General features: G+C 64.3%; 18 protein-coding genes and 1 tRNA gene. 5 read left to right on the top strand and 14 right to left on the bottom strand.

Annotation, left to right across the window (positions count from 1 at the left end; all coding sequences use genetic code 11):
- Positions 1 to 21: 21 nt before the first annotated feature.
- Positions 22 to 273 (bottom strand): MoaD/ThiS family protein, encoded by a 252-nt coding sequence (locus FHS44_RS03915; RefSeq protein ID WP_184712466.1) that lies wholly within the window; start codon positions 271 to 273, stop codon positions 22 to 24.
- Positions 274 to 478: 205 nt separating this feature from the next.
- Between FHS44_RS03915 and FHS44_RS03910 the strand changes: the two genes are divergently transcribed.
- Positions 479 to 1,192 (top strand): winged helix-turn-helix transcriptional regulator, encoded by a 714-nt coding sequence (locus FHS44_RS03910; RefSeq protein ID WP_184712465.1) that lies wholly within the window; start codon positions 479 to 481, stop codon positions 1,190 to 1,192.
- A gap of 25 nt (positions 1,193 to 1,217) precedes the next feature.
- Here FHS44_RS03910 and FHS44_RS03905 read toward each other — a convergent pair whose 3' ends face one another.
- A complete protein-coding gene (locus tag FHS44_RS03905; protein WP_246435065.1) occupies positions 1,218 to 3,038 on the bottom strand; it encodes a bifunctional metallophosphatase/5'-nucleotidase in 1,821 nt (606 codons plus the stop codon).
- 131 nt (positions 3,039 to 3,169) lie between these two features.
- Here FHS44_RS03905 and mshD point away from each other — a divergent pair, with 131 nt between their 5' ends.
- On the top strand, positions 3,170 to 4,078 hold the full coding sequence (gene mshD / locus FHS44_RS03900) for a mycothiol synthase (protein ID WP_184712463.1): 909 nt from the start codon (positions 3,170 to 3,172) through the stop codon (positions 4,076 to 4,078).
- Positions 4,079 to 4,107: 29 nt separating this feature from the next.
- Here mshD and FHS44_RS03895 read toward each other — a convergent pair whose 3' ends face one another.
- The 3 genes from FHS44_RS03895 to dcd form a co-directional block, all read right to left on the bottom strand.
- Positions 4,108 to 5,112: an inorganic phosphate transporter gene (locus tag FHS44_RS03895; RefSeq protein ID WP_184712462.1), complete on the bottom strand. Its 1,005-nt coding sequence runs from the start codon at positions 5,110 to 5,112 to the stop codon at positions 4,108 to 4,110.
- Positions 5,113 to 5,730: a DUF47 domain-containing protein gene (locus FHS44_RS03890; RefSeq protein ID WP_184712461.1), complete on the bottom strand. Its 618-nt coding sequence runs from the start codon at positions 5,728 to 5,730 to the stop codon at positions 5,113 to 5,115. It lies immediately after the preceding gene.
- 301 nt (positions 5,731 to 6,031) lie between these two features.
- Positions 6,032 to 6,607: a dCTP deaminase gene (gene dcd / locus FHS44_RS03885; RefSeq protein WP_184712460.1), complete on the bottom strand. Its 576-nt coding sequence runs from the start codon at positions 6,605 to 6,607 to the stop codon at positions 6,032 to 6,034.
- 100 nt (positions 6,608 to 6,707) lie between these two features.
- On the opposite strand from dcd, the gene FHS44_RS03880 reads away from it, so the two are divergent.
- Positions 6,708 to 6,781 (top strand) — tRNA-Gly (locus tag FHS44_RS03880).
- 554 nt (positions 6,782 to 7,335) lie between these two features.
- On the opposite strand, the gene FHS44_RS03875 is transcribed toward FHS44_RS03880, so the two are convergent.
- The 4 genes from FHS44_RS03875 to FHS44_RS03860 form a co-directional block, all read right to left on the bottom strand.
- The gene (locus tag FHS44_RS03875; protein WP_246435254.1) at positions 7,336 to 7,809 is read right to left on the bottom strand and encodes a tyrosine-type recombinase/integrase; all 474 of its coding nucleotides are present in this window, start codon (positions 7,807 to 7,809) and stop codon (positions 7,336 to 7,338) included.
- 150 nt (positions 7,810 to 7,959) lie between these two features.
- Complete coding sequence (locus FHS44_RS03870) at positions 7,960 to 8,178, bottom strand: hypothetical protein (protein WP_221460322.1); 219 nt, start codon at positions 8,176 to 8,178, stop codon at positions 7,960 to 7,962.
- 62 nt (positions 8,179 to 8,240) lie between these two features.
- Complete coding sequence (locus tag FHS44_RS03865; RefSeq protein WP_184712457.1) at positions 8,241 to 8,603, bottom strand: hypothetical protein; 363 nt, start codon at positions 8,601 to 8,603, stop codon at positions 8,241 to 8,243.
- A complete protein-coding gene (locus FHS44_RS03860) occupies positions 8,603 to 8,782 on the bottom strand; it encodes a hypothetical protein (RefSeq protein ID WP_184712456.1) in 180 nt (59 codons plus the stop codon). The genes FHS44_RS03865 and FHS44_RS03860 overlap by 1 nt, the downstream gene beginning before the upstream one ends.
- Positions 8,783 to 8,925: 143 nt before the next feature.
- Between FHS44_RS03860 and FHS44_RS03855 the strand changes: the two genes are divergently transcribed.
- Positions 8,926 to 10,245, top strand: coding sequence for a helix-turn-helix domain-containing protein (locus tag FHS44_RS03855; protein ID WP_221460321.1), 1,320 nt, complete (start codon positions 8,926 to 8,928; stop codon positions 10,243 to 10,245).
- Positions 10,242 to 10,955: a creatininase family protein gene (locus FHS44_RS03850; protein ID WP_184712455.1), complete on the top strand. Its 714-nt coding sequence runs from the start codon at positions 10,242 to 10,244 to the stop codon at positions 10,953 to 10,955. The genes FHS44_RS03855 and FHS44_RS03850 overlap by 4 nt, the downstream gene beginning before the upstream one ends.
- 377 nt (positions 10,956 to 11,332) lie before the next feature.
- Here the strand turns inward: FHS44_RS03850 and FHS44_RS03845 are convergent, their stop codons facing one another.
- From FHS44_RS03845 to FHS44_RS03825, 5 genes are all read right to left on the bottom strand, one after another.
- Entirely contained in the window at positions 11,333 to 13,324 is a 1,992-nt protein-coding gene (locus FHS44_RS03845; protein WP_184712454.1) for a pentapeptide repeat-containing protein, read from the bottom strand.
- A gap of 661 nt (positions 13,325 to 13,985) precedes the next feature.
- A complete protein-coding gene (locus FHS44_RS41610; RefSeq protein ID WP_184712453.1) occupies positions 13,986 to 14,438 on the bottom strand; it encodes a tyrosine-type recombinase/integrase in 453 nt (150 codons plus the stop codon).
- Between the two features lie 1,233 nt (positions 14,439 to 15,671).
- Entirely contained in the window at positions 15,672 to 16,067 is a 396-nt protein-coding gene (locus tag FHS44_RS03835; protein ID WP_184712452.1) for a hypothetical protein, read from the bottom strand.
- A gap of 286 nt (positions 16,068 to 16,353) precedes the next feature.
- Positions 16,354 to 16,518 carry a hypothetical protein gene (locus FHS44_RS03830; protein WP_184712451.1) on the bottom strand — a complete coding sequence of 55 codons (165 nt, stop codon included), beginning with the start codon at positions 16,516 to 16,518 and terminating at the stop codon, positions 16,354 to 16,356.
- 144 nt (positions 16,519 to 16,662) lie between these two features.
- Complete coding sequence (locus FHS44_RS03825) at positions 16,663 to 17,373, bottom strand: GNAT family N-acetyltransferase (RefSeq protein ID WP_184712450.1); 711 nt, start codon at positions 17,371 to 17,373, stop codon at positions 16,663 to 16,665.
- Between the last annotated feature and the right edge of the window lie 72 nt (positions 17,374 to 17,445).

Raw genomic sequence — 17,445 nt, 5'->3', positions numbered from 1 at the left:
CTCACCAAGTGCCGCACCCGGTCATCCACCCGCGAACGGCGGAAGCACCTCGACCGTCACCCCGTCGGCCAGGACCACCGTGTCGTGCGCCCGCCTGCCGACCGGGTGCCCGTCCACGAGGAAGGACGAGCGCCCGGCCACCCTGGCCAGCTCCGCGCGCCCCCGCGTGACGTCCTCAAGCAGCTCGGCCAGCGTCCCCGCCTCGAAGGGCTCCTCCGCCACCCCCGAGGCCTCCTTCGCCGCCGCCCAGTACCGAATCGTCCCTCTCGCCATGGCCCGACCAATCCCTCCCATATACGCTGGGTCATCATCCTGTTACCGTGAATCCACGGGGCGAACCGTGTTCACTGGCTGGACACTCCGTGGACGCCTCAGCCACGTCGGCTATCCTCACCTACACGGGACCTGGGCGACGTAGCCCCCGGGTCCTTACGTGTTTGTACGGCCAGCAGCCGGCACGACGCGGGAAGGAGGCACCGTGAGCAATCTCCTGCTGCTCACCAACGCCCTTGAGCCCTCATCCGAGGTGCTCCCGGCGCTGGGGCTGCTACTGCACTCGGTGCGGGTCGCCCCCGCCGAGGGTTCGGCCCTGATCGACATCCCACCCGCCGACGCCGTGCTTGTCGACGCGCGCCGTGAGCTGGTCCACGCCAAGGGACTGTGCAGGCTGTTGCGGACCACGGGCATCACCTGTCCCCTGCTGGTCATCGTCACCGAGGGCGGCCTGGCCGCCATGACCGCCGAGTGGGGCGTCGACGACGTCCTGCTCGACAGCGCGGGCCCCGCCGAGGTCGAGGCCCGGCTGCGGATGGCCGTCGGCAAACTCGACCTGTCCACCGCCGAGGAGGTCCCCGACGAGATCCGCAGCGGTGACCTGGCGATCGACGAGGCCACCTACACCGCGCGGCTGCGCGGGCGGGCGCTGGACCTGACGTTCAAGGAGTTCGAGCTGCTGAAGTACCTCGCGCAGCACCCGGGCCGGGTCTTCACCCGCGCCCAGCTGCTGCAGGAGGTGTGGGGCTACGACTACTTCGGCGGCACCAGGACCGTCGACGTGCACGTCAGGAGGCTGCGCGCCAAACTCGGCGCCGAGTACGAGTCGCTGATCGGCACCGTACGAAACGTCGGTTACCGCTTCGTCCCCGAGCGCGGCGGCGAGTCGGCGGACGAGCGCGAGCCCGTCCGCCACTGAAACGCTTTCCGGTGCTCTGTCGTGATCAGGGGACGACGGTGATGTGGGTGGGGGCCGGAGGCGTGATCGACGGGTTCGCCGCGAAGTAGGCGGCGAAGGCGTCGATGTCGAGCGGCCCGCTCCACACATCGGTGCCCTTGGTGAACTCGGCGAAGGCGTCACCGCCGCCGACGAGGAAGTTGTTGGCCGTGACCCTGATGCTCTGGGTGTCCGTCACGGCCACTCCGTCGATCTTGAGGTCGGAGACCTTCGAGCCCCACGCGGCACCCGTGCTGTAGGTGTAGGTGAGGTTCGAGGACGGCTGCAGGATCTTGGTGAACGGCTGCGCGTTGGGGCCGCCGGGGAACTGCTGCTCAAGGACCGTCTTCAGCTGCGCCCCGGTGAGGGTGACCACCTGCACGAGGTTGTTGAACGGCTGCACGGTGAACGCCTCGCCGTAGGTGACCACGCCGTCGCCCTCCCCCACGGGTGAGCCCGCGTAGGTGAGGCTCGCCCGTACGCCACCGGGGTTCATCAGGGCGATCTGCGCGTTGCCCCCGCTCCTGGACGCGGCGAGCTGGCCGTCGGCGATGAGGTTGCCCAGGGATGATTCGCCGGAGGGGCCCGCGACGTTGGTGATGTCGGCGGTGATCCTGCCGATCGGCCTGTTGGCCACCGGTGCGACGCGGTCCTTCCAGGACTGCACGAACGCGGTGATCTCCGGGTCGGGGGTGACCGTGCGGGTCACGACCTGGTTGTCGGCGACGACCGAGGAGCGCACCACGTCACGGGTACGGACGTCCACCTGGAAGTCGACCTTGGTGATCACCCGGCCGAAGGAGCCGCCCTGGCTGAACAGCCGGGTGCCGCCCGCGGGGTCGGTCACCTTGCACAGGTAGGCCTGGTGGGAGTGGCCGCTGAGGACGACGTCGATCTCGGGGTCCACCTGGGTGGCGATCCTGGTGCCCACGCCGGGCTGCGCGCTGCAGGCGTCCGGCGACTGGCCCGCGGTGACCTGGTCACCCTCGTGCACCAGCACCACCTGCGCCCTGACGCCGACCAGCCTCAGCAGCTTCGAGGCGACGTTGGCCGCCTTGACCTCGTCGACGAACCGCAGGTCCTTGATGCCCTCGGAGGTGACGATGCCCGGGGTGGTCTGGGTGACCAGGCCGATGAAGCCGACCGGCACGCCGTTGACCCAGCGGACCGCGACCGGCGGCAGCGCCGGGATGCCGTACCCCTTCAGCAGGGCCCGCAGCGACCCGCTGTCCTGGCCGCCGAACGCGGCGAGCGCCTCCTGCTCCGCCCCGCCGCCCGGCTTCCTGAAGAGCACGTTCGCACCCAGGTAGCTGTAGCGCGCGCCCTTCCAGCGGCCCGCGGGCGAACAGCCGTCCGTCGGGTGGCAGCCGCCGTACATGATGCGTCGCAGTTCGGTGTAACCCTCGTCGAACTCGTGGTTGCCCACGGCGGAGGCGGTGACGCCGATCTTGCCGAGGAACTCGACGGACGGCTCGTCGTGGTAGGCCGCGGACAGCAGCGGGCTGGCCCCGATCAGGTCGCCCTGGGCGACCTTCAGCGTGTTCCTGTCGGTCAGCTGCTTGAGGTGGGTGGCCACGTAGGCGGCGCCGCCCGCGTCGACGGTCGTGCCGTTCTCGTCGACCATGCGTCCCGAGGAGCCGGTCGGGGGTTCGAGGTTACCGTGGAAATCGTTGAGGGCGAGCAGGCGGACGGGGACCGTCCTGGGAGCCTTGGTCGTGGTTCCCTGGGTCCCTGAGGCGCCTGCCTCGGCCGGACCCATCGCGAGCACGAGACCCGCTCCGGCGAGAGCCCCGGCCATGGCCAGGCGCTGGAAGGTACGAGACGTCATGAACCACGACATTAAAGTGACGATCTATGCAAGGAATGTCCTAGAGGTAACGATTAACCGTCCCGAAAGGTGGCGCCTTTTGCCACTACCCGATCGCCGGTTGAAATGCCACTGCGCCTAAAGTCCAGAACATGAACGTGCGTGTGGAACACAGGGAACGACTCACCGATTCACAGGTGGCCGCCGTCCTGGGCGTGGCCGAGGCGGCGATGGAGGCGGACGGTGTCGGACCGCTCAACGAACAGGCGATCCTGCAACTGCGCCACGGCGGCGATCGGACACGTTCCACGCTGCTGTACGCCGGGGACGACCTCGTCGGCTACGCGCACCTCGACCTGACCGACCCCGCCGACCCGGGTGGGGAACTGGTCGTCCACCCCGCCTTCCGGCGCCGGGGCTACGGGCGACGCCTGCTGCGGGCCGTACTCGACGAGACCGGGGGGCGACTGCGCGTGTGGGCGCACGGGGGGCATCCGGGGGCGCAGGCGCTGGCCGCCGCGACCGGCTTCGCCAGGGTGAGGTCACTGTGGCGGATGCGCCGCCCCCTGTCCGCCGAACTGCCGCCCTACGAACTTCCCGATGGGGTAAGGCTGCGCGCCTTCGAACCCGGTTCCCCCGACGAGGAGGCCTGGGTCGCGCTCAACGCCAAAGCCTTCGCCCACCACCCCGAGCAGGGTTCCTGGACCCTTGAGGACCTCAGGCTGCGCGAACGGGAGCCGTGGTTCGACCCCGCGGGTTTCTTCCTCGCCGAACGGCACGACCCACGGGACGGTACGGCACGCCTGGCGGGGTTCCACTGGACCAAGGTGCACGACGGCCACGAGCCGATCGGCGAGGTCTACGTCGTCGGCGTCGATCCCGCCGAGCAGGGAAGCGGCCTCGGCAGGGCGCTCACCCTCGCGGGCCTGGCGCACCTGCGCTCCCTGGGGCTGGCCCAGGTGATGCTGTACGTCGACGAGAGCAACGTCGCGGCGGTCCGCCTCTACGAGAGGCTGGGCTTCACCCGCTGGGACGTGGACGTCATGTATCAGAAGGGGTGAAGGTCGGGGCGCCCGCGGGCGCCCCGCGCCTACTCGACCATCCAGTGCAGCGCGTAGTAGGACAGCGCCGCGACCAGGGCCGCCGCCGGGATCGTGAGAACCCAGGCGGTCACGATGTTGCCCGCCACCCCCCAGCGCACGGCCGACAGGCGCTTGGTCGCGCCGACGCCCATGATCGCGCTGGTGATCGTGTGGGTGGTGGACACGGGAGCGCCGAAGCCCAGGGCCGCGACGTAGAGCACCGCCGCCGCCGCCGACTCGGCGGCGAACCCCTGCGGCGGGGTGAGGGCGATGATCCTGCGCCCGAGCGTCCGCATGATCCGCCAGCCACCCGCGTAGGTGCCCAGCGAGATGGCCGTGGCCGCCGAGAGGATGACCCACTGCGGAATCGGGTCCCCGTCGTGCTGGAACCCGCCGACCACCAGGGCCAGGAAGATCACACCCATGGTCTTCTGCGCGTCCTGAAGGCCGTGGCCGAGGGCCATCGCCGCGGCCGACAGGGTCTGCGCGTGCCGGAAGCCCCGGTTGGTCTTGGCGGGCTGGGAACGCCGGAAACCCCATAGGATGGCGATCATGATGATCGCCGCCAGGAAGAAACCGAGCACCGGCGACAGGATCATCGGAATGACGACCTTGTCCACCACGCCGTCCCAGTGGACGACGCTCGACGAGGCGAGCGCCGAGCCGACCAGGCCCCCGATGAGGGCATGGCTGCTCGATGAGGGAAGACCGAAATACCACGTGATGAGATTCCAGGCGATCGCGCCGATCAGGCCGGAGCCCACGATCACCAGACCGTGGCTGCCTTTCGGGGCGTCGATGATGCCCTTGCCGACGGTCGCCGCCACCTGCGTGCCGAGATGGGCGCCCAGAAAGTTCATCGCGGCGGCCATGAAGAGGGCCGCCCTCGGCGTCAGCGCGCGTGTCGAGACCGAGGTCGCGATCGCGTTCGCCGCGTCGTGGAAACCGTTGGTGTAGTCGAACGCCAACGCCACGACCACCACGCCGATGACGAGTGCGAGCGTGAGATCCACTTAGCTTTCCTTGACCGCGATCGACTCGATCGTGTTGGCCACGTGCTCGAAGGCGTCGGCGGCCATCTCAAGCTGCTCGATGACCTCCTTCATCTTCATGACGGTCAACGCGTCGTACTCGCCACCGAAGAGCTTGGCGAGAAGGCGGCGGTAGACCTGGTCAGCCTGGTTCTCCAGCCGGTTGATCTCGATCCAGTACTCGTTCAGGTTTCGCATCGAGCGCAGACGGGGCATGGCTTCGGCCGTGAGCTCCGCGGCACGTTCCAGCACCTCGACCTGACGGACTACCTCTTTGGGGAGATGGTCGATCTGGTAGAGGACGATGAGGTCAGCCGCGGCCTCCATGTAGTCCATCACGTCGTCGAGGTTCGAGGCGAGACGGTAGATGTCCTCGCGGTCGAAAGGGGTGATGAAGCTCTCGTTCAGCCGGTTCATGATCGCATGAGTACGCTCGTCACCGGCGTGCTCACAAGCGCGCATTTTCTCGGCCAGGGCTTCCCTGTCCGACCCGTCGCTGATGATCTCTACCAGCAGTCGGGACGCTGTGACGAGGTTGTTCGCCGAGTCGGCGAACAAGTCGTAGTAGCTGTCCTCACTAGGCGTGAGACGCAGGCGCACGTCGTTCTCCAGATGTGCGGGGATGGTCCGCAGAGAAGGGTACGGGTTACCAGCGGAAATGCGAACTTCACCCGCAAGACGCCCACTCTTCCAGCTGTCGCTACCCGGCGTATACCTGGCAACACACGGGTTGAGGGAGCCTTGGGCGCATCTTTCCGATGACCGTTATGCTGGTTTTGACCCATATTACGTGGAAACCGGTCATCCATGGAGCCGTCCCAGGGGACGGTGATCATCGCGTTACCGCCCCGGCGCGGCGTGTAGGGCCCGGAGCCGTCACGTGATTTCCATCACCACCCCGTCAGATCGGGGTGCGATGGAAGTTCAGGTACGAACGACTCGGCGTCGGGCCCCGCTGTCCCTGGTAGCGCGAGCCGTACTTCTCGGAGCCGTAGGGGTGCTCGGCCGGTGAGCTGAGCCGGAACATGCACAGCTGGCCGATCTTCATGCCGGGCCAGAGCTTGATCGGCAGCGTGGCGACGTTGGAGAGCTCCAGCGTGACGTGACCGCTGAACCCGGGGTCGATGAACCCCGCGGTCGAGTGGGTGAGCAGCCCCAGCCTGCCCAGCGAGCTCTTGCCCTCAAGGCGGGAGGCGATGTCGTCCGGCAGCGTGACGACCTCGTAGGTGCTCGCCAGCACGAACTCCCCCGGGTGGAGGATGAACGGCTCGTCCCCCTCGGGCTCGACCAGCCGCGTCAGATCGGACTGCTCGACCGCCGGGTCGATGTGCGGATACCGGTGGTTCTCGAAGACCCTGAAGTAACGGTCCAGCCGTACGTCGACGCTCGACGGCTGAACCATCTCCGGCTGGAAGGGGTCAAGCCTGACCCTGCCGGAGTCGATCTCGGTAAGGATGTCACGATCGGAAAGCAGCACGTGGGCAACCTACCAACCACGCCCCCCACCGAAAGCAGACCCACGAGCGAGCAGACACCCCGAACTTTCCGCTACAGTAGGGGACGCGGTTCACCGCCTTGCGGGTGTAGTTCAATGGCAGAACATCAGCTTCCCAAGCTGACAGCGCGGGTTCGATTCCCGTCACCCGCTCCACGAGAGAAGGCCCAGGTCAGGGATAGATTTCCGATCTGGGCCTTCGTTGTTTCCTGAGACGTTTCTCACTCACGTGCCAGATCCGTGCCAGATCAGTTGATCTTGGCATGGAGGGCCGCCGATCATCACGTCCACCGCTCACGGCGGCCCTCCGCTTCGCGACCTCAGTCCATGATCTGGTGCAGCAAGCCGATCGCCGCGAGCCAGACGGGCACTCCGACCATGGGGTTGGTCAGGAACCCCGCAACGACGGCGATCGCAGACGAGACAGCCAGGATGGTCACCCACCTCTGAGGCAGACGCCCATCTCCGCCGCCCGCCGCCGCTTTGTCTGGCGGAGGCCCCTTCCGTACGCTCATCAACGACGTCCTCTCCTATTACGACTACCGAGGGACGTAAGAGCGGCTCTCTGCGCCAACAGAGAGCCGTTCGCTATTTGGCGACCGACGCGCCGCTCTCACGCAAGGAGCAGTAAAGCAGGGGGACGCTCCCCTACCCCGCTTGCGGAATGCAGGCGAATGCAGGCTTTGTACCTTTAAGCTCCATGTGACCGATTAGCCCACGGTTGGCTGATCGGCCAGTGGATCATCGCCTCGATCACCCTTGCTCTCGTTCTTGAGTCCCGCCTTAACGATCTCTCCGAGAGCATCGGCGATCACGCGGTCTCTGTCTTTGGACGTGTGTAGATAGACCATCGCCGCCTTGGTGCTGGAGTGGCCCATCCGCGCCATCAACTCCTTGAGCGAGGCCCCGGTCATCGCCGCCAGCGTGTTGCCCGTGTGCCGCAGGTCACGGACGTGGATCTTCGGAATCCCGGCTTCCGTGATGGCCTTGGCCCAGACCTTCGTGAAGTTGCTCCGCCGGAGCTGGGCGCCCTTCTCCCCCACAAAGACCAGGCCGTCAGGTGCCGACTCGCTGAACCGCTGGAGGTGCCAGGTCAGGTCACCGACGATGATTTCCGGCAGAGTGACCACCCGAGCGCCCGCCTCCGACTTCGGACGACCGGTGATCAGCTCTCCCGTCTTCATCTCCGCCACCGACGCCTCGACCCTGACCGTCCGCGCATCAACCCCTCGCCCGCAGCCGCCATCAGACACAACGTAAGGAGCGCGGCGGGACAGGGGTAACGCTCCCCGGACCCCTCCAAGACCAGAGGGACCCCATCCCACCGCGCCGTTCTACCGGGCCTGACCGCAGAGCAACGCCTTCCACACGTCATCACCCTTGCGGATCGGCCACCGGTAGGTCTCATGCACCATCCGGGCACCGTTGAAATGGTGCGTACGGCGAACGAACGCCTGCCCACCGGCATGGCACAGCTCGTACACCACCGCGCCGCAGTCACAGCTCCACGCGATCACCCGCAGCCGCTCGGCCTGGCACGGCCTGCGCCACACCAACCTCATGTGATCCGGAAGCGGCCGAGCCGGGTGCGGGCTCAGACACCCGCCCCGCACCGTCACAGCGGAACCCAGCCGCTCGGCGCCACGTCGGTGAAGGCGGCCAGGCGGCGAAGCTCGGCATACCGGGCCGCCACCCGCTGTGCCGTACCCGCCAGATCCTCAACCCGCCCGCAGGCGTCCCAGCCTAGCCCGTCCCGCACCACCCGGCCGATGACGTCACGACCGGAACGCCACCGGAAGGTCCGGCCGTCGGTCCACACCACCAGCCCCGACCAGACCGACACCAGGGCCAGGCAGTGCCCGGCGTGCACATCGCAGGCGATCCCCAGCGCGGCCAACTCCCGCTGCAACCCCTGAGCCGCCTCCATCGCACCGGCCACCGGCCCCGGCCCGGCAACAGGGCGTTCGTCGCGGCCCATCACGCCGCCTCACTCGCCGCCGGGCAGTCCGGGCACGCGACCCGGACCAGCGTCACGGCCTGCCCGTCCAGCAGCAGCGCCATCTCAGCACGGGTACGGCGAACCCACCGCCAGCCCCGCCCACGACAGGCCGGGCACCTCTCCTCCGCCGCCCTCGTCGGCGCATCCTCGCCAATCATGAGTCAAGGGTCTTCACCTGCACCGTTGTCTCCCATCCCGGCGCAGAATCCTTCAGGCGGATGGCCTGTATCCCTTGACGGGATAACCACTCGGCGGCAACCGTTGAATACCCGAAAGTCGAGCTTTCAAGGAGATATTCCATATGCCCGCAGATGCGACTGAACCAGTCGTTATCCTGCCGGAAGTATGGCAACGTCCCGAAATCCTGGAAAGTCTCCGAAGTCGGAACATCGGGCAGCTTTTCCGGCTCATCCGCCAGCGCACCGGAGCCAGCCAGACCCGCATCGGCATCGCGGTCAATCTCAGCCAGGGCAAGATCAGCGAGATCATGAAAGGGGCCGTGCAGGTCACCTCGTTCGAGGTCATCGAACGCATCGCTGACGGCCTGAACATGCCCGACCCCGCCCGTATGACCCTCGGTCTGGCCCCCAAAGGCCCGTTCTCGACGCCAGATGCCGCACCATCCGGCCAGGTCCCGCTGCCGGAACCAGACGTGCCGACGAAGTACCTCACCACCTTCACCGGCGCCTCCAGCCGCCCCGTCATCTCCGGCCTGCGGCACGTTCTCACCGCCCACATCCAGGCCGAGGCCATCATGGGGCCACCCCTGCTCGTCAACGCGGTCACCAGCCAGATCCCCCTGATCGGGCACGTATGCCGGGTGACGCGAGGCGCCGACCGTGCCGAAGCGCTCAGTTTCGCCAGTGAACTGCTGGAGTTCTGCGGCTGGCTCCACCAGGACCTCGGCGATTTCCCCCAGGCCACGATGTGGACCAACAAAGCCCTGGACTACGCCATGGAACTGGGAGACCAGCGCGTCATCTCCTATGTGCTCATGCGCAAAAGCGCCATCGCCATCGAGTCCGGCGACCACGGTCACGGCCTCGGCCTGGCCAACGCCGCTCTGACCACCCCCGAGGCCCTCACCTCTCGTCTACGGGCCGTCATCTTGCGCACTCGGGCCATCGCCAATGCCCACCTGGGCGAAGCCACTGACTCCGCCCGCGACTCGGAAAGCGCCCTCGTCGAGGCCACCGCGGGGCTGAGTCAGACCGACAGCGACCGCGCGCCGTACTGCACGCCCGCCTACATCGCCATGGAGACCGGAGCCACCCGGCTCCTACTCGGTCAGGCCAGCACCGCGATCCCGATCTTCGAGGCCAGCCGCTCCCAGTGGACACCCGCCAGCCAGGCCCGCGACCACGCCCTGTTCCTGACCCGCATGGCCACCTCCTACGCCATGGCGGGCGAACGCGACCAAGCTTGTGGTGTGACCGAGGAGGCCATCCCGCGGATCCAGGCGTTGCGTTCCAGCCGGGTGGCCGGCCAGCTTGCCACCCTCCGGGTTCAGTTGTCCCGGTGGTCGACGGATCGGGCCGTGGCAGACTTGCTCACCAGACTCGACCTCCTCGCCGAGTCCTTCTTCCTGCCAGCACCCCGGCCACCAGAAGGAGAACGGTGATCCACGCGCTGCCCACCGCGACCACCACCGAGGAACGCCACCGCAACGCCCCCATCGCCGTCCTGCCCGTTGGTAGCTTCGAACAGCACGGCCCCCACCTGCCTTTGAGCACCGACACGATCATCGCCACCCTCATCTGCCGAAAGATCTCAGACGCCTACCCCGTCCTGCTGCTGCCCCCGATCACGATCTCCTGCTCTCATGAGCACAGCGCCTGGCCCGGAACCGTCAGCATCTCCGCCCGCACCCTGCACGCCGTCATCACCGACGTCTACGACTCCGTCACCCGCACCGGCCCGCAGGCTCTGGTGGTGGTCAACGCCCATGGCGGCAACTACGTGCTGAGCAACGTCGTCCAAGAGGCCAATGCCGAAGGCCGCACGATGGCGCTGTTCCCCACCCGGGAGGACTGGCAGGAGGCGAGGGCCGCCGCTGAACTGGTCAGTTCCATGCACGAGGACATGCACGCCGGGGAAATCGAGACCTCCGTCTTGCTGCACGCCTGTCCTGAAGTGATTCGCCCTGGCTACGAGGACACTGACCACCTCGCTGACGACCGCCGTCATCTGCTGACTGAGGGCATGCGGGCCTACACCGAAACCGGGGTCATCGGGCGCCCGTCCCTGGGCACCGCCGAAAAAGGTAAGGCTGTTCTCGACTCCCTGACCGGCAGCTTCGCCGACGTAGTGGCCCTGCTGGCCAAGCTCTGAGCACTGGGCGCGAAGCGATCGCAATCACGTAGCGCGGGCACTGCCGAATTGTTCTTATGGGTATCAAGCGCGGCGGCGCGGCGCGCCGCCGCCCGAACGCCGCCCGAACGTGCGGCGTGGGCGCCGGTCTCGGTCGGCGGCGGGACCACGGGCCGCCCGCCGCACTGCCCACGCGCCGTACCTATCAACGCACCGCACACGGGCCGCACCACCGCCCAGATACAGCCCTTCCGATCGCCTGATGACGGCTGGACTCTCACGTGGTCGGAGGCGATCGCCGGTCCAAGATTTCGTTCCTCAACCCAGAACCATCGAGTGAGCATAATGAGACGATGCTCACCCTAAACGCGCTAGAGGGTCGAAAGATTCTTCGACCCTTAAAGGCAGAAATCACCTAAATCAGATTTTCCATCCGTCTCACATTTATTAGCTGCTGATGCATTTTTGTTATCCCTTAAGATTAAATTGAGTCCTTCGGGATCAGATTCGTCACCTAACCTCCATCCGGCCGGAAAGTTATGAGAGCAATCTTTATGCGCGCGGGCCTCATTTAAAACTATCTGCTCCGGCATATGATCAAATCTCATATCCCCAAAAAATTTCGCCTTGTTGAACCTGGCGACGCTAGCTAGTTCGACTTCGCAAAAATTTACCTGCTGGCGGAAGACTGATCGCCCAAACCATGGGTCTTTGTAAAAGTTCGCTCCTCTAAAAAATACACCCCCTCCAAAGAGAACTGAGTTAAATTCAGATCGCCTGCTGAAAACTGCGCCGCCAAAGCTTGCATGATCTTCAAATTTCGCTCCGTTAAATTCTACGTTCCCCTCAAACTCCGTGTTGCGAAAGTTGGATCTACTTCCGAAAGTCGAGATAGAAAAGAATGCTCTACTTTCGAATTTTGCGTGATCAAAATTCACCTCTCCCCGGAATCTTACTTCTTTAAATACCGCGCTTCGACGAAAAGTTGTACCCTCGAATGCTGCCTGTGAGTTGAATCGATCACCAGAGAAAACCACACCATGGAAGACTACCCGTTCAATAAAATTGGCTCGATTGAATGTTGCCCGCCTTGCATAGTAGGCATTATTGAAGCGTGCTTCACCAGAGAATCTTGCTTCCTCGAAACTGGAAACTCCATTAAACTTACTTCCCTCAAAACTGCTTCCGGAGTTAAATTGAACACGAGAGAAATTTACTCTATCACCAAAGGTTGCCGAGCGAAAGAGTGCCATTTTCCGAAAGGAAGCTCGATTAAAATAAGCCTTACCTAGGAAGGTGGCCCCATTAAATCTTACTGCACCCTCGAACCGTGATCCAATAAATATAGCGTGTTCAATGAACCGCGCCCTCATGAAACTTGCGCCATTGTCGAAGTTCGTGTGGCTAAAATTAGCGCTCCGGAAAGTGCAGTTATCAAATCCCCCTCGACCAAGGCGAGAGCTGCTTAGATCGACATTCATTCCCTCCCAAAGCGTTTCAGGAGTCGAGTCCCCTTTTCCTCCACGAAAAAGATGACGCTGTAAAATATCTTGTGCAGCCCATCTAACCTGGCGCTCCTGCTCTAAATCGCTCGAACCTCCGTTATCGTCGGCGCTTTCCGAGTCGCTATTTGATCCCAGCGTTGGGCCATCGAATGGAATTCTCAAGTATGCACAGATGACATTAACTATTGTCTGTCGATGCTCCGTATGGCTCTGCCCTAGCCTCTCCAGCGCGTATAGCCCCGCAAGCCGTACTGCTGCTTTTTCATTCCCTAGTTGATCGGCAGCTTTGGTATAAAGTTCTGTTACTCGTCGCTCCGTGGCGTCGTGCTCTTGACGCCGGGAAACTTCCTCCTGATGCTTATGCACCCGCTCACTAAGCCACTGCTTTCGGACCGTGAGTAGCAATGCCGCCAATCCCGCTACTCCCACTCCTACAGTGAGACCCGTCTTAATCGCATCGAATTCGAGCTTTGGATCCCCTTTCGCGGCCTGCGTCAGCCATGATATTGATCCCCATGTTGCTATAGCGGCCGTAAAAAGACCCAGGATCACGGTCCACCAGGGCAGGATGCGAAATCCGCTTTCAGTTTCTTCATCCTTCCATGATCTGGCCCATAATCCGATAGCCGTGGCTAGAAACCCTCCTGAGAAGAGGGCAAGAACCCCGACCTTAGGGACAGATGTCCACCAGCTTAAAATGCTCAACCGTGCAACATATACGGTCGCTCCGAAAAGCGTTAAGCCAGCTGCCCCTATTGTGATGGTAAGTATTATTCTTCCATGAGATATTCGCGCCACGCTTCCCCCTGGGAGTTCCGTAAGCAAATATTCCACGATTGGACGAAAAGCATTGTCGAGGAGCGCCTTAGTGCTGGCATTCAGCATAGACTATAGGATGACACCGGAAGACTTAACTGCTATAAATGGATCTAGATTAATACCCCATGCCCCTATAGGGCTGCGGAAAATGCATGAAGTAGTCAAAGATCATTTCTCTAATCTGCAATCTTGCTAGATGGCAGATTCTCGCATAGGAGGTGGGATATATGCGGGATAATCTTCTGTGGTCAAGGGATAGGGCGGCGCTTCCGCCCTGGTGAGAGAGCACATCGTCGCCGAAAACGCAGCTCTCTTGAAAACCGCTACTGGAGCGGTACCGCCCTCACGATCGCCTTGCGGTGGGTGATCACCGTACAGGGTTGGGGGCGATCGACGGTCCAGGGTTTCGTTCCTCAACCCCGGCCCACCGAGCAGCCAGGTACGGCACCGCAGCAAGGCAACAGGTCAGCACCTTGATCACGTGCCAGATCCGTGCCAGAACAGGCGGGGAACCGCGGTCACTCACGGGGGCTCACGAACACTCGCCTCGCCCTGACCTGCACCCCTGTTTTCCTAGCTCAGCCCACCAACACCAGCAGCCGATTCCCAAGCTGACAGCGCGGGTTCGATTCCCGTCACCCGCTCCACGAGAGAAGGCCCAGGTCAGGGATCATTTCCCGACCCGGGCCTTGTTTGTTTTCTGAACCTCTTCGATCTTCCGTGCCCGTTACGTGCCCGATCCCTCCTTGGAAAGGGCCTCTTCTGCGAGCCTCCCCATCCCGTGGGCGATCTTCCGATCCCGGTCGCCCTCGGTGTGCAGGTAGATCAGCGCGGCCCGGTTGGTCGAGTGCCCCATCCGGTTCATCAGCTCCCGGAGCGTGGCGCCGGACTGCGAGGCGAAGGTGTTGCCTGTGTGACGCAAATCATGGAAGTGGACCCCGGACAGCCCCGCCTGCATGAGCGCCTTGGCCCATGGCCGGGTGAAGGCCGATCGCCGGAGCATGGCCCCCTTCACGCCGAGAAAGACGAATACCTCGTCGCCGTCTCCGACATAGGCGTCCAGGTGGAGGCGAAGCTCCGAGATCACCACCTCGGGCAAGGCCACCGTGCGCGCTCCGGCCGCTGACTTGGGCGGCCCGATGGTCACCGATCCGTCCTTGAGCTCGGTGGTGGAGGCCACGCCCCGCACCGTCCCGTTGGGCACCCCAGACCGAGCTCGGCGTGGACCGGGTGACTGCCCGCGCCCGTCTTGCGTCGTAGCCGATGGCTCGGCGCAGTGAGTGTCGTGGGCGTGGACGTTCTCGTGGTGAGCGGGCCATGTGCGCGCCAGGACTTCGACGTCGACGAGCCAGCCGCCGCCAGGTCACTGCGGATCAAGGAACCCTCATGTCTCTGTCCTGTACTCCAAGATCCTGGGCATCCATTCCGATTATCTTTATGATCGGAACACCCACCGACCTGGCCAAAGCCATCCTGCTGCGTCAGCCGGGCAGACCATGAACCTTGTGCGGCCGCACTTGGCCGGACACGACAGGGTGAGGTTCATATCAAAGGCGCCTACCAGAAGGCGTCGAGGTCACCGATCCTCTTTCGGAGTACACGTGCGTCCCTCTTGGGTAAGGCATGAAGCACGGCGTCCAGGAGTACACGAAGCTCGGCGGGATCAGGACAGCACAGCATCTCTCCACAAGATTGCGCCGGATCGAAAAGCCGGTGCCATGGGTCTCGTAAGAACAGCGACCAGGCGCGTAACGCCTCTCCAGCCGCGCCAGGCCAGTAACGCTTGTGCTCCAGACGGGCGACTGCAACACGGCCTCGGTAAGACAGGCCCGGAACTTCCGGAACTTTCGTGGCGGTTCTCTGTGAACGCCACGGACAGTCAGTGCGAATCTGAGCCGGACGCCTACGCGCCATAACCCCTTCGTGTGATCGACATAGCGCCATCCTGTCACAGCCTGAACTTCAAGCAAGATGCCCCTGAGCGCTGTCACCCTCACAATCACCTGGCGGTGGCTGATCTCCGCACAGGACTGACGGCGATCGACGGTGCGGGGTTTCATACCCCCGGCCCACCGAGCACCAGGCCGACGGAGGCGGAGACGCTCCCGTGTTCCTCGCGTGCCCGTTGCGTGCCCACCAGAAAGGTGATCAAGGGGGACTCGCGGGGAACCACAGCCGCCCGTCCCGCTCCCCCGCAGGTCAGCCTCTCCCCAGCTCAGTGACCAGCCGCAATAGAGACTTCCCAATCTGACAGCGCGGGTTCGATTCCCGTCGCCCGCTCCAAGAGCGTAGGCCCAGGTCGATGACATGATTCCGAACTGGGCCTTGATCTTTTTCTGAGCTTGTTCTCGCTCTCGTGCCAGATCAGTTGATTCCGGCGCCGACGGGGGCCGAGTCGTCCAGCCACGTAACCTCACCGCGGGCCGGAGCGGATGCGCCGTCTCAGCAGGACGGTCAGCCCTATCTGGATGGCGAGCATCACCAGTGCGATCAGTCCTGATGCGGCGGACATCTCTTCCTCCGAAAGCCCTCCACCACATTCTGTTATGTTGCCGCCCTCGTATAGCACGGCACAGTCGCGCCCTAGGATCGTGGCAGCGATGAACCAGTTGGCGAGCAGGAGGGGGACCACGCCCAGGACAAGGGCCGGCGTGATGTACTTCGCCTTCCTAACCGCCGGATCCATCTTCACCGAAACGGGTTCGAGACGCCTGCCCATATCCGAATCAAAAGTCACGCTGAACACGTAAGCACAGGCGAGCGATCGCGTGCCAGATCCGTGCCAGAACAGGCGGGAAACCTCGGTCATCCACGGGGACTCGCGGAAAGAGGCCCCAAGTGGGTGCGAAGCTCGAAGACCACCGCCTCGGGCAGAGCCACCGTGCGTGTTCCAGCGGCGGGCTTGGGCGGTCCAATAGCCATCCTTGAGCTCGGTGGTTGAGGCCACGACCCGTACCATCCCCGCATCCAGGTTGATGTACTTGCGTCGCAGCGCCGCCAACTCACCCCATCTCAGACTGCCGAAAGTCGCCAGGAGCACCAGCGCCCGGAATCGGGGTTGATCGCGTCGGCCAAGGCGAGGACCTGCTTCACCGTCAGCGTGGGCCGTTCGGGGACTCCTCTTTGCCGCCGCTCTTGATCTGGTACGGATTGGGCTTGATCATCTTGTTCTCCACCGCCGTGTTCATGATCGCCTTGAGCAACCGGTACGCCTTGGCCGCGTCACCGGCCCGGCTCCCCCGCCCAGAAGCGTCTTGCACACGTGGGCGGTCCTGATCTCGTTGACGGCGTAGTTGCCGAACGTCGGCACCAGGCTCCTCGTAGAGCTGGGCCGTCTTGGGCCACAGGTCAGGGCGCTCGTTCATCCAGTCGCGGCCGTACTCGGCACCGTCCCAAGGTCGGGGTTACTCCAGGGGTCGGCGAGGAGTTCCGCTTGCGGACGTCCGCGCTCCGGACTCGGCCTGCTCGGCGGCGTGGTCGGCGCTCCAGATCATTGTCCGCTGGTGGACCCGTCGGCCGTTGTGCCGGAGGCCGGGCACCAGTGGGGCCGGGCCGTAATCGGTGAAGCCTATGCGTTCGAAGAATCGCACCGCTCGGGTGTTCTCGACCAGGGTCTGTAGGTGGCAGCCGGGGGATCCGGCCTTTCTGAGCCGGTCAAGCCATCGGCTCATCAGCCTGTCGGCGGCGCCGGTTCCTCGCGCCTCGGGTGCCACGTTGATGTGCAGGTGGGCGGGCCACCTGGCGTCGGCGAACTCGCCGACGCCGGGCTCCCTGCGGACCGTGGCCCACGCCAGGTCGGCCAGGCTGCGCGCGAAGAAGGCCGCGGGCCTGGGCCGGAAGGCCAGCCGGTAGGTCCGGATCGCCTTCTCCATGCGCTCGCCCTCCCCGGGGAAGCTCGTACTGTCGAGGCATCCCGTCAGGTAGCCCACCAGGGCGCCCCCGGCGACCGCGACGAAGAGCGAGTCCGGCTCCAGCTCCATGTAGGGGTCCAGGTAGACGGCCGCCTCCGAGTCCACGTGCCCCCACAGCGACGCGGTGGGAGAGCCCTCGCCCACGCGTTCGAACAGCTCGCGCAGCTCGGCGCGGTCACTTGGCGCAAACGTACGGATCTCCATGACGCTCCCTCACTATGTATGTCCTACTCTGTACGACATATACGATTATTAGACTATATGACGTACACAGAT

This window comes from Streptosporangium saharense (assembly GCF_014203715.1).
Taxonomy (GTDB): domain Bacteria; phylum Actinomycetota; class Actinomycetes; order Streptosporangiales; family Streptosporangiaceae; genus Streptosporangium; species Streptosporangium saharense.
Note: the sequence above shows the minus strand (reverse complement) of the source record. Positions and strands in the feature narration are given on the sequence as shown.

What these genes read in the sequence shown, in the direction of transcription:
- FHS44_RS03835 (WP_184712452.1), bottom strand. Translation starts at nt 16,067, where the DNA reads ATGACCGAGGTTTCCCGCCTGTTCTGGCACGGATCTGGCACGCGATCG.
- FHS44_RS03875 (WP_246435254.1), bottom strand. Translation starts at nt 7,809, where the DNA reads ATGAAGACGGGAGAGCTGATCACCGGTCGTCCGAAGTCGGAGGCGGGC.
- FHS44_RS03860 (WP_184712456.1), bottom strand. Translation starts at nt 8,782, where the DNA reads ATGATTGGCGAGGATGCGCCGACGAGGGCGGCGGAGGAGAGGTGCCCG.
- mshD (WP_184712463.1), top strand. Translation starts at nt 3,170, where the DNA reads ATGAACGTGCGTGTGGAACACAGGGAACGACTCACCGATTCACAGGTG.
- FHS44_RS03825 (WP_184712450.1), bottom strand. Translation starts at nt 17,373, where the DNA reads ATGGAGATCCGTACGTTTGCGCCAAGTGACCGCGCCGAGCTGCGCGAG.
- FHS44_RS03865 (WP_184712457.1), bottom strand. Translation starts at nt 8,603, where the DNA reads ATGGGCCGCGACGAACGCCCTGTTGCCGGGCCGGGGCCGGTGGCCGGT.
- FHS44_RS03905 (WP_246435065.1), bottom strand. Translation starts at nt 3,038, where the DNA reads ATGACGTCTCGTACCTTCCAGCGCCTGGCCATGGCCGGGGCTCTCGCC.
- FHS44_RS03855 (WP_221460321.1), top strand. Translation starts at nt 8,926, where the DNA reads ATGCCCGCAGATGCGACTGAACCAGTCGTTATCCTGCCGGAAGTATGG.
- FHS44_RS03845 (WP_184712454.1), bottom strand. Translation starts at nt 13,324, where the DNA reads ATGCTGAATGCCAGCACTAAGGCGCTCCTCGACAATGCTTTTCGTCCA.
- FHS44_RS03915 (WP_184712466.1), bottom strand. Translation starts at nt 273, where the DNA reads ATGGCGAGAGGGACGATTCGGTACTGGGCGGCGGCGAAGGAGGCCTCG.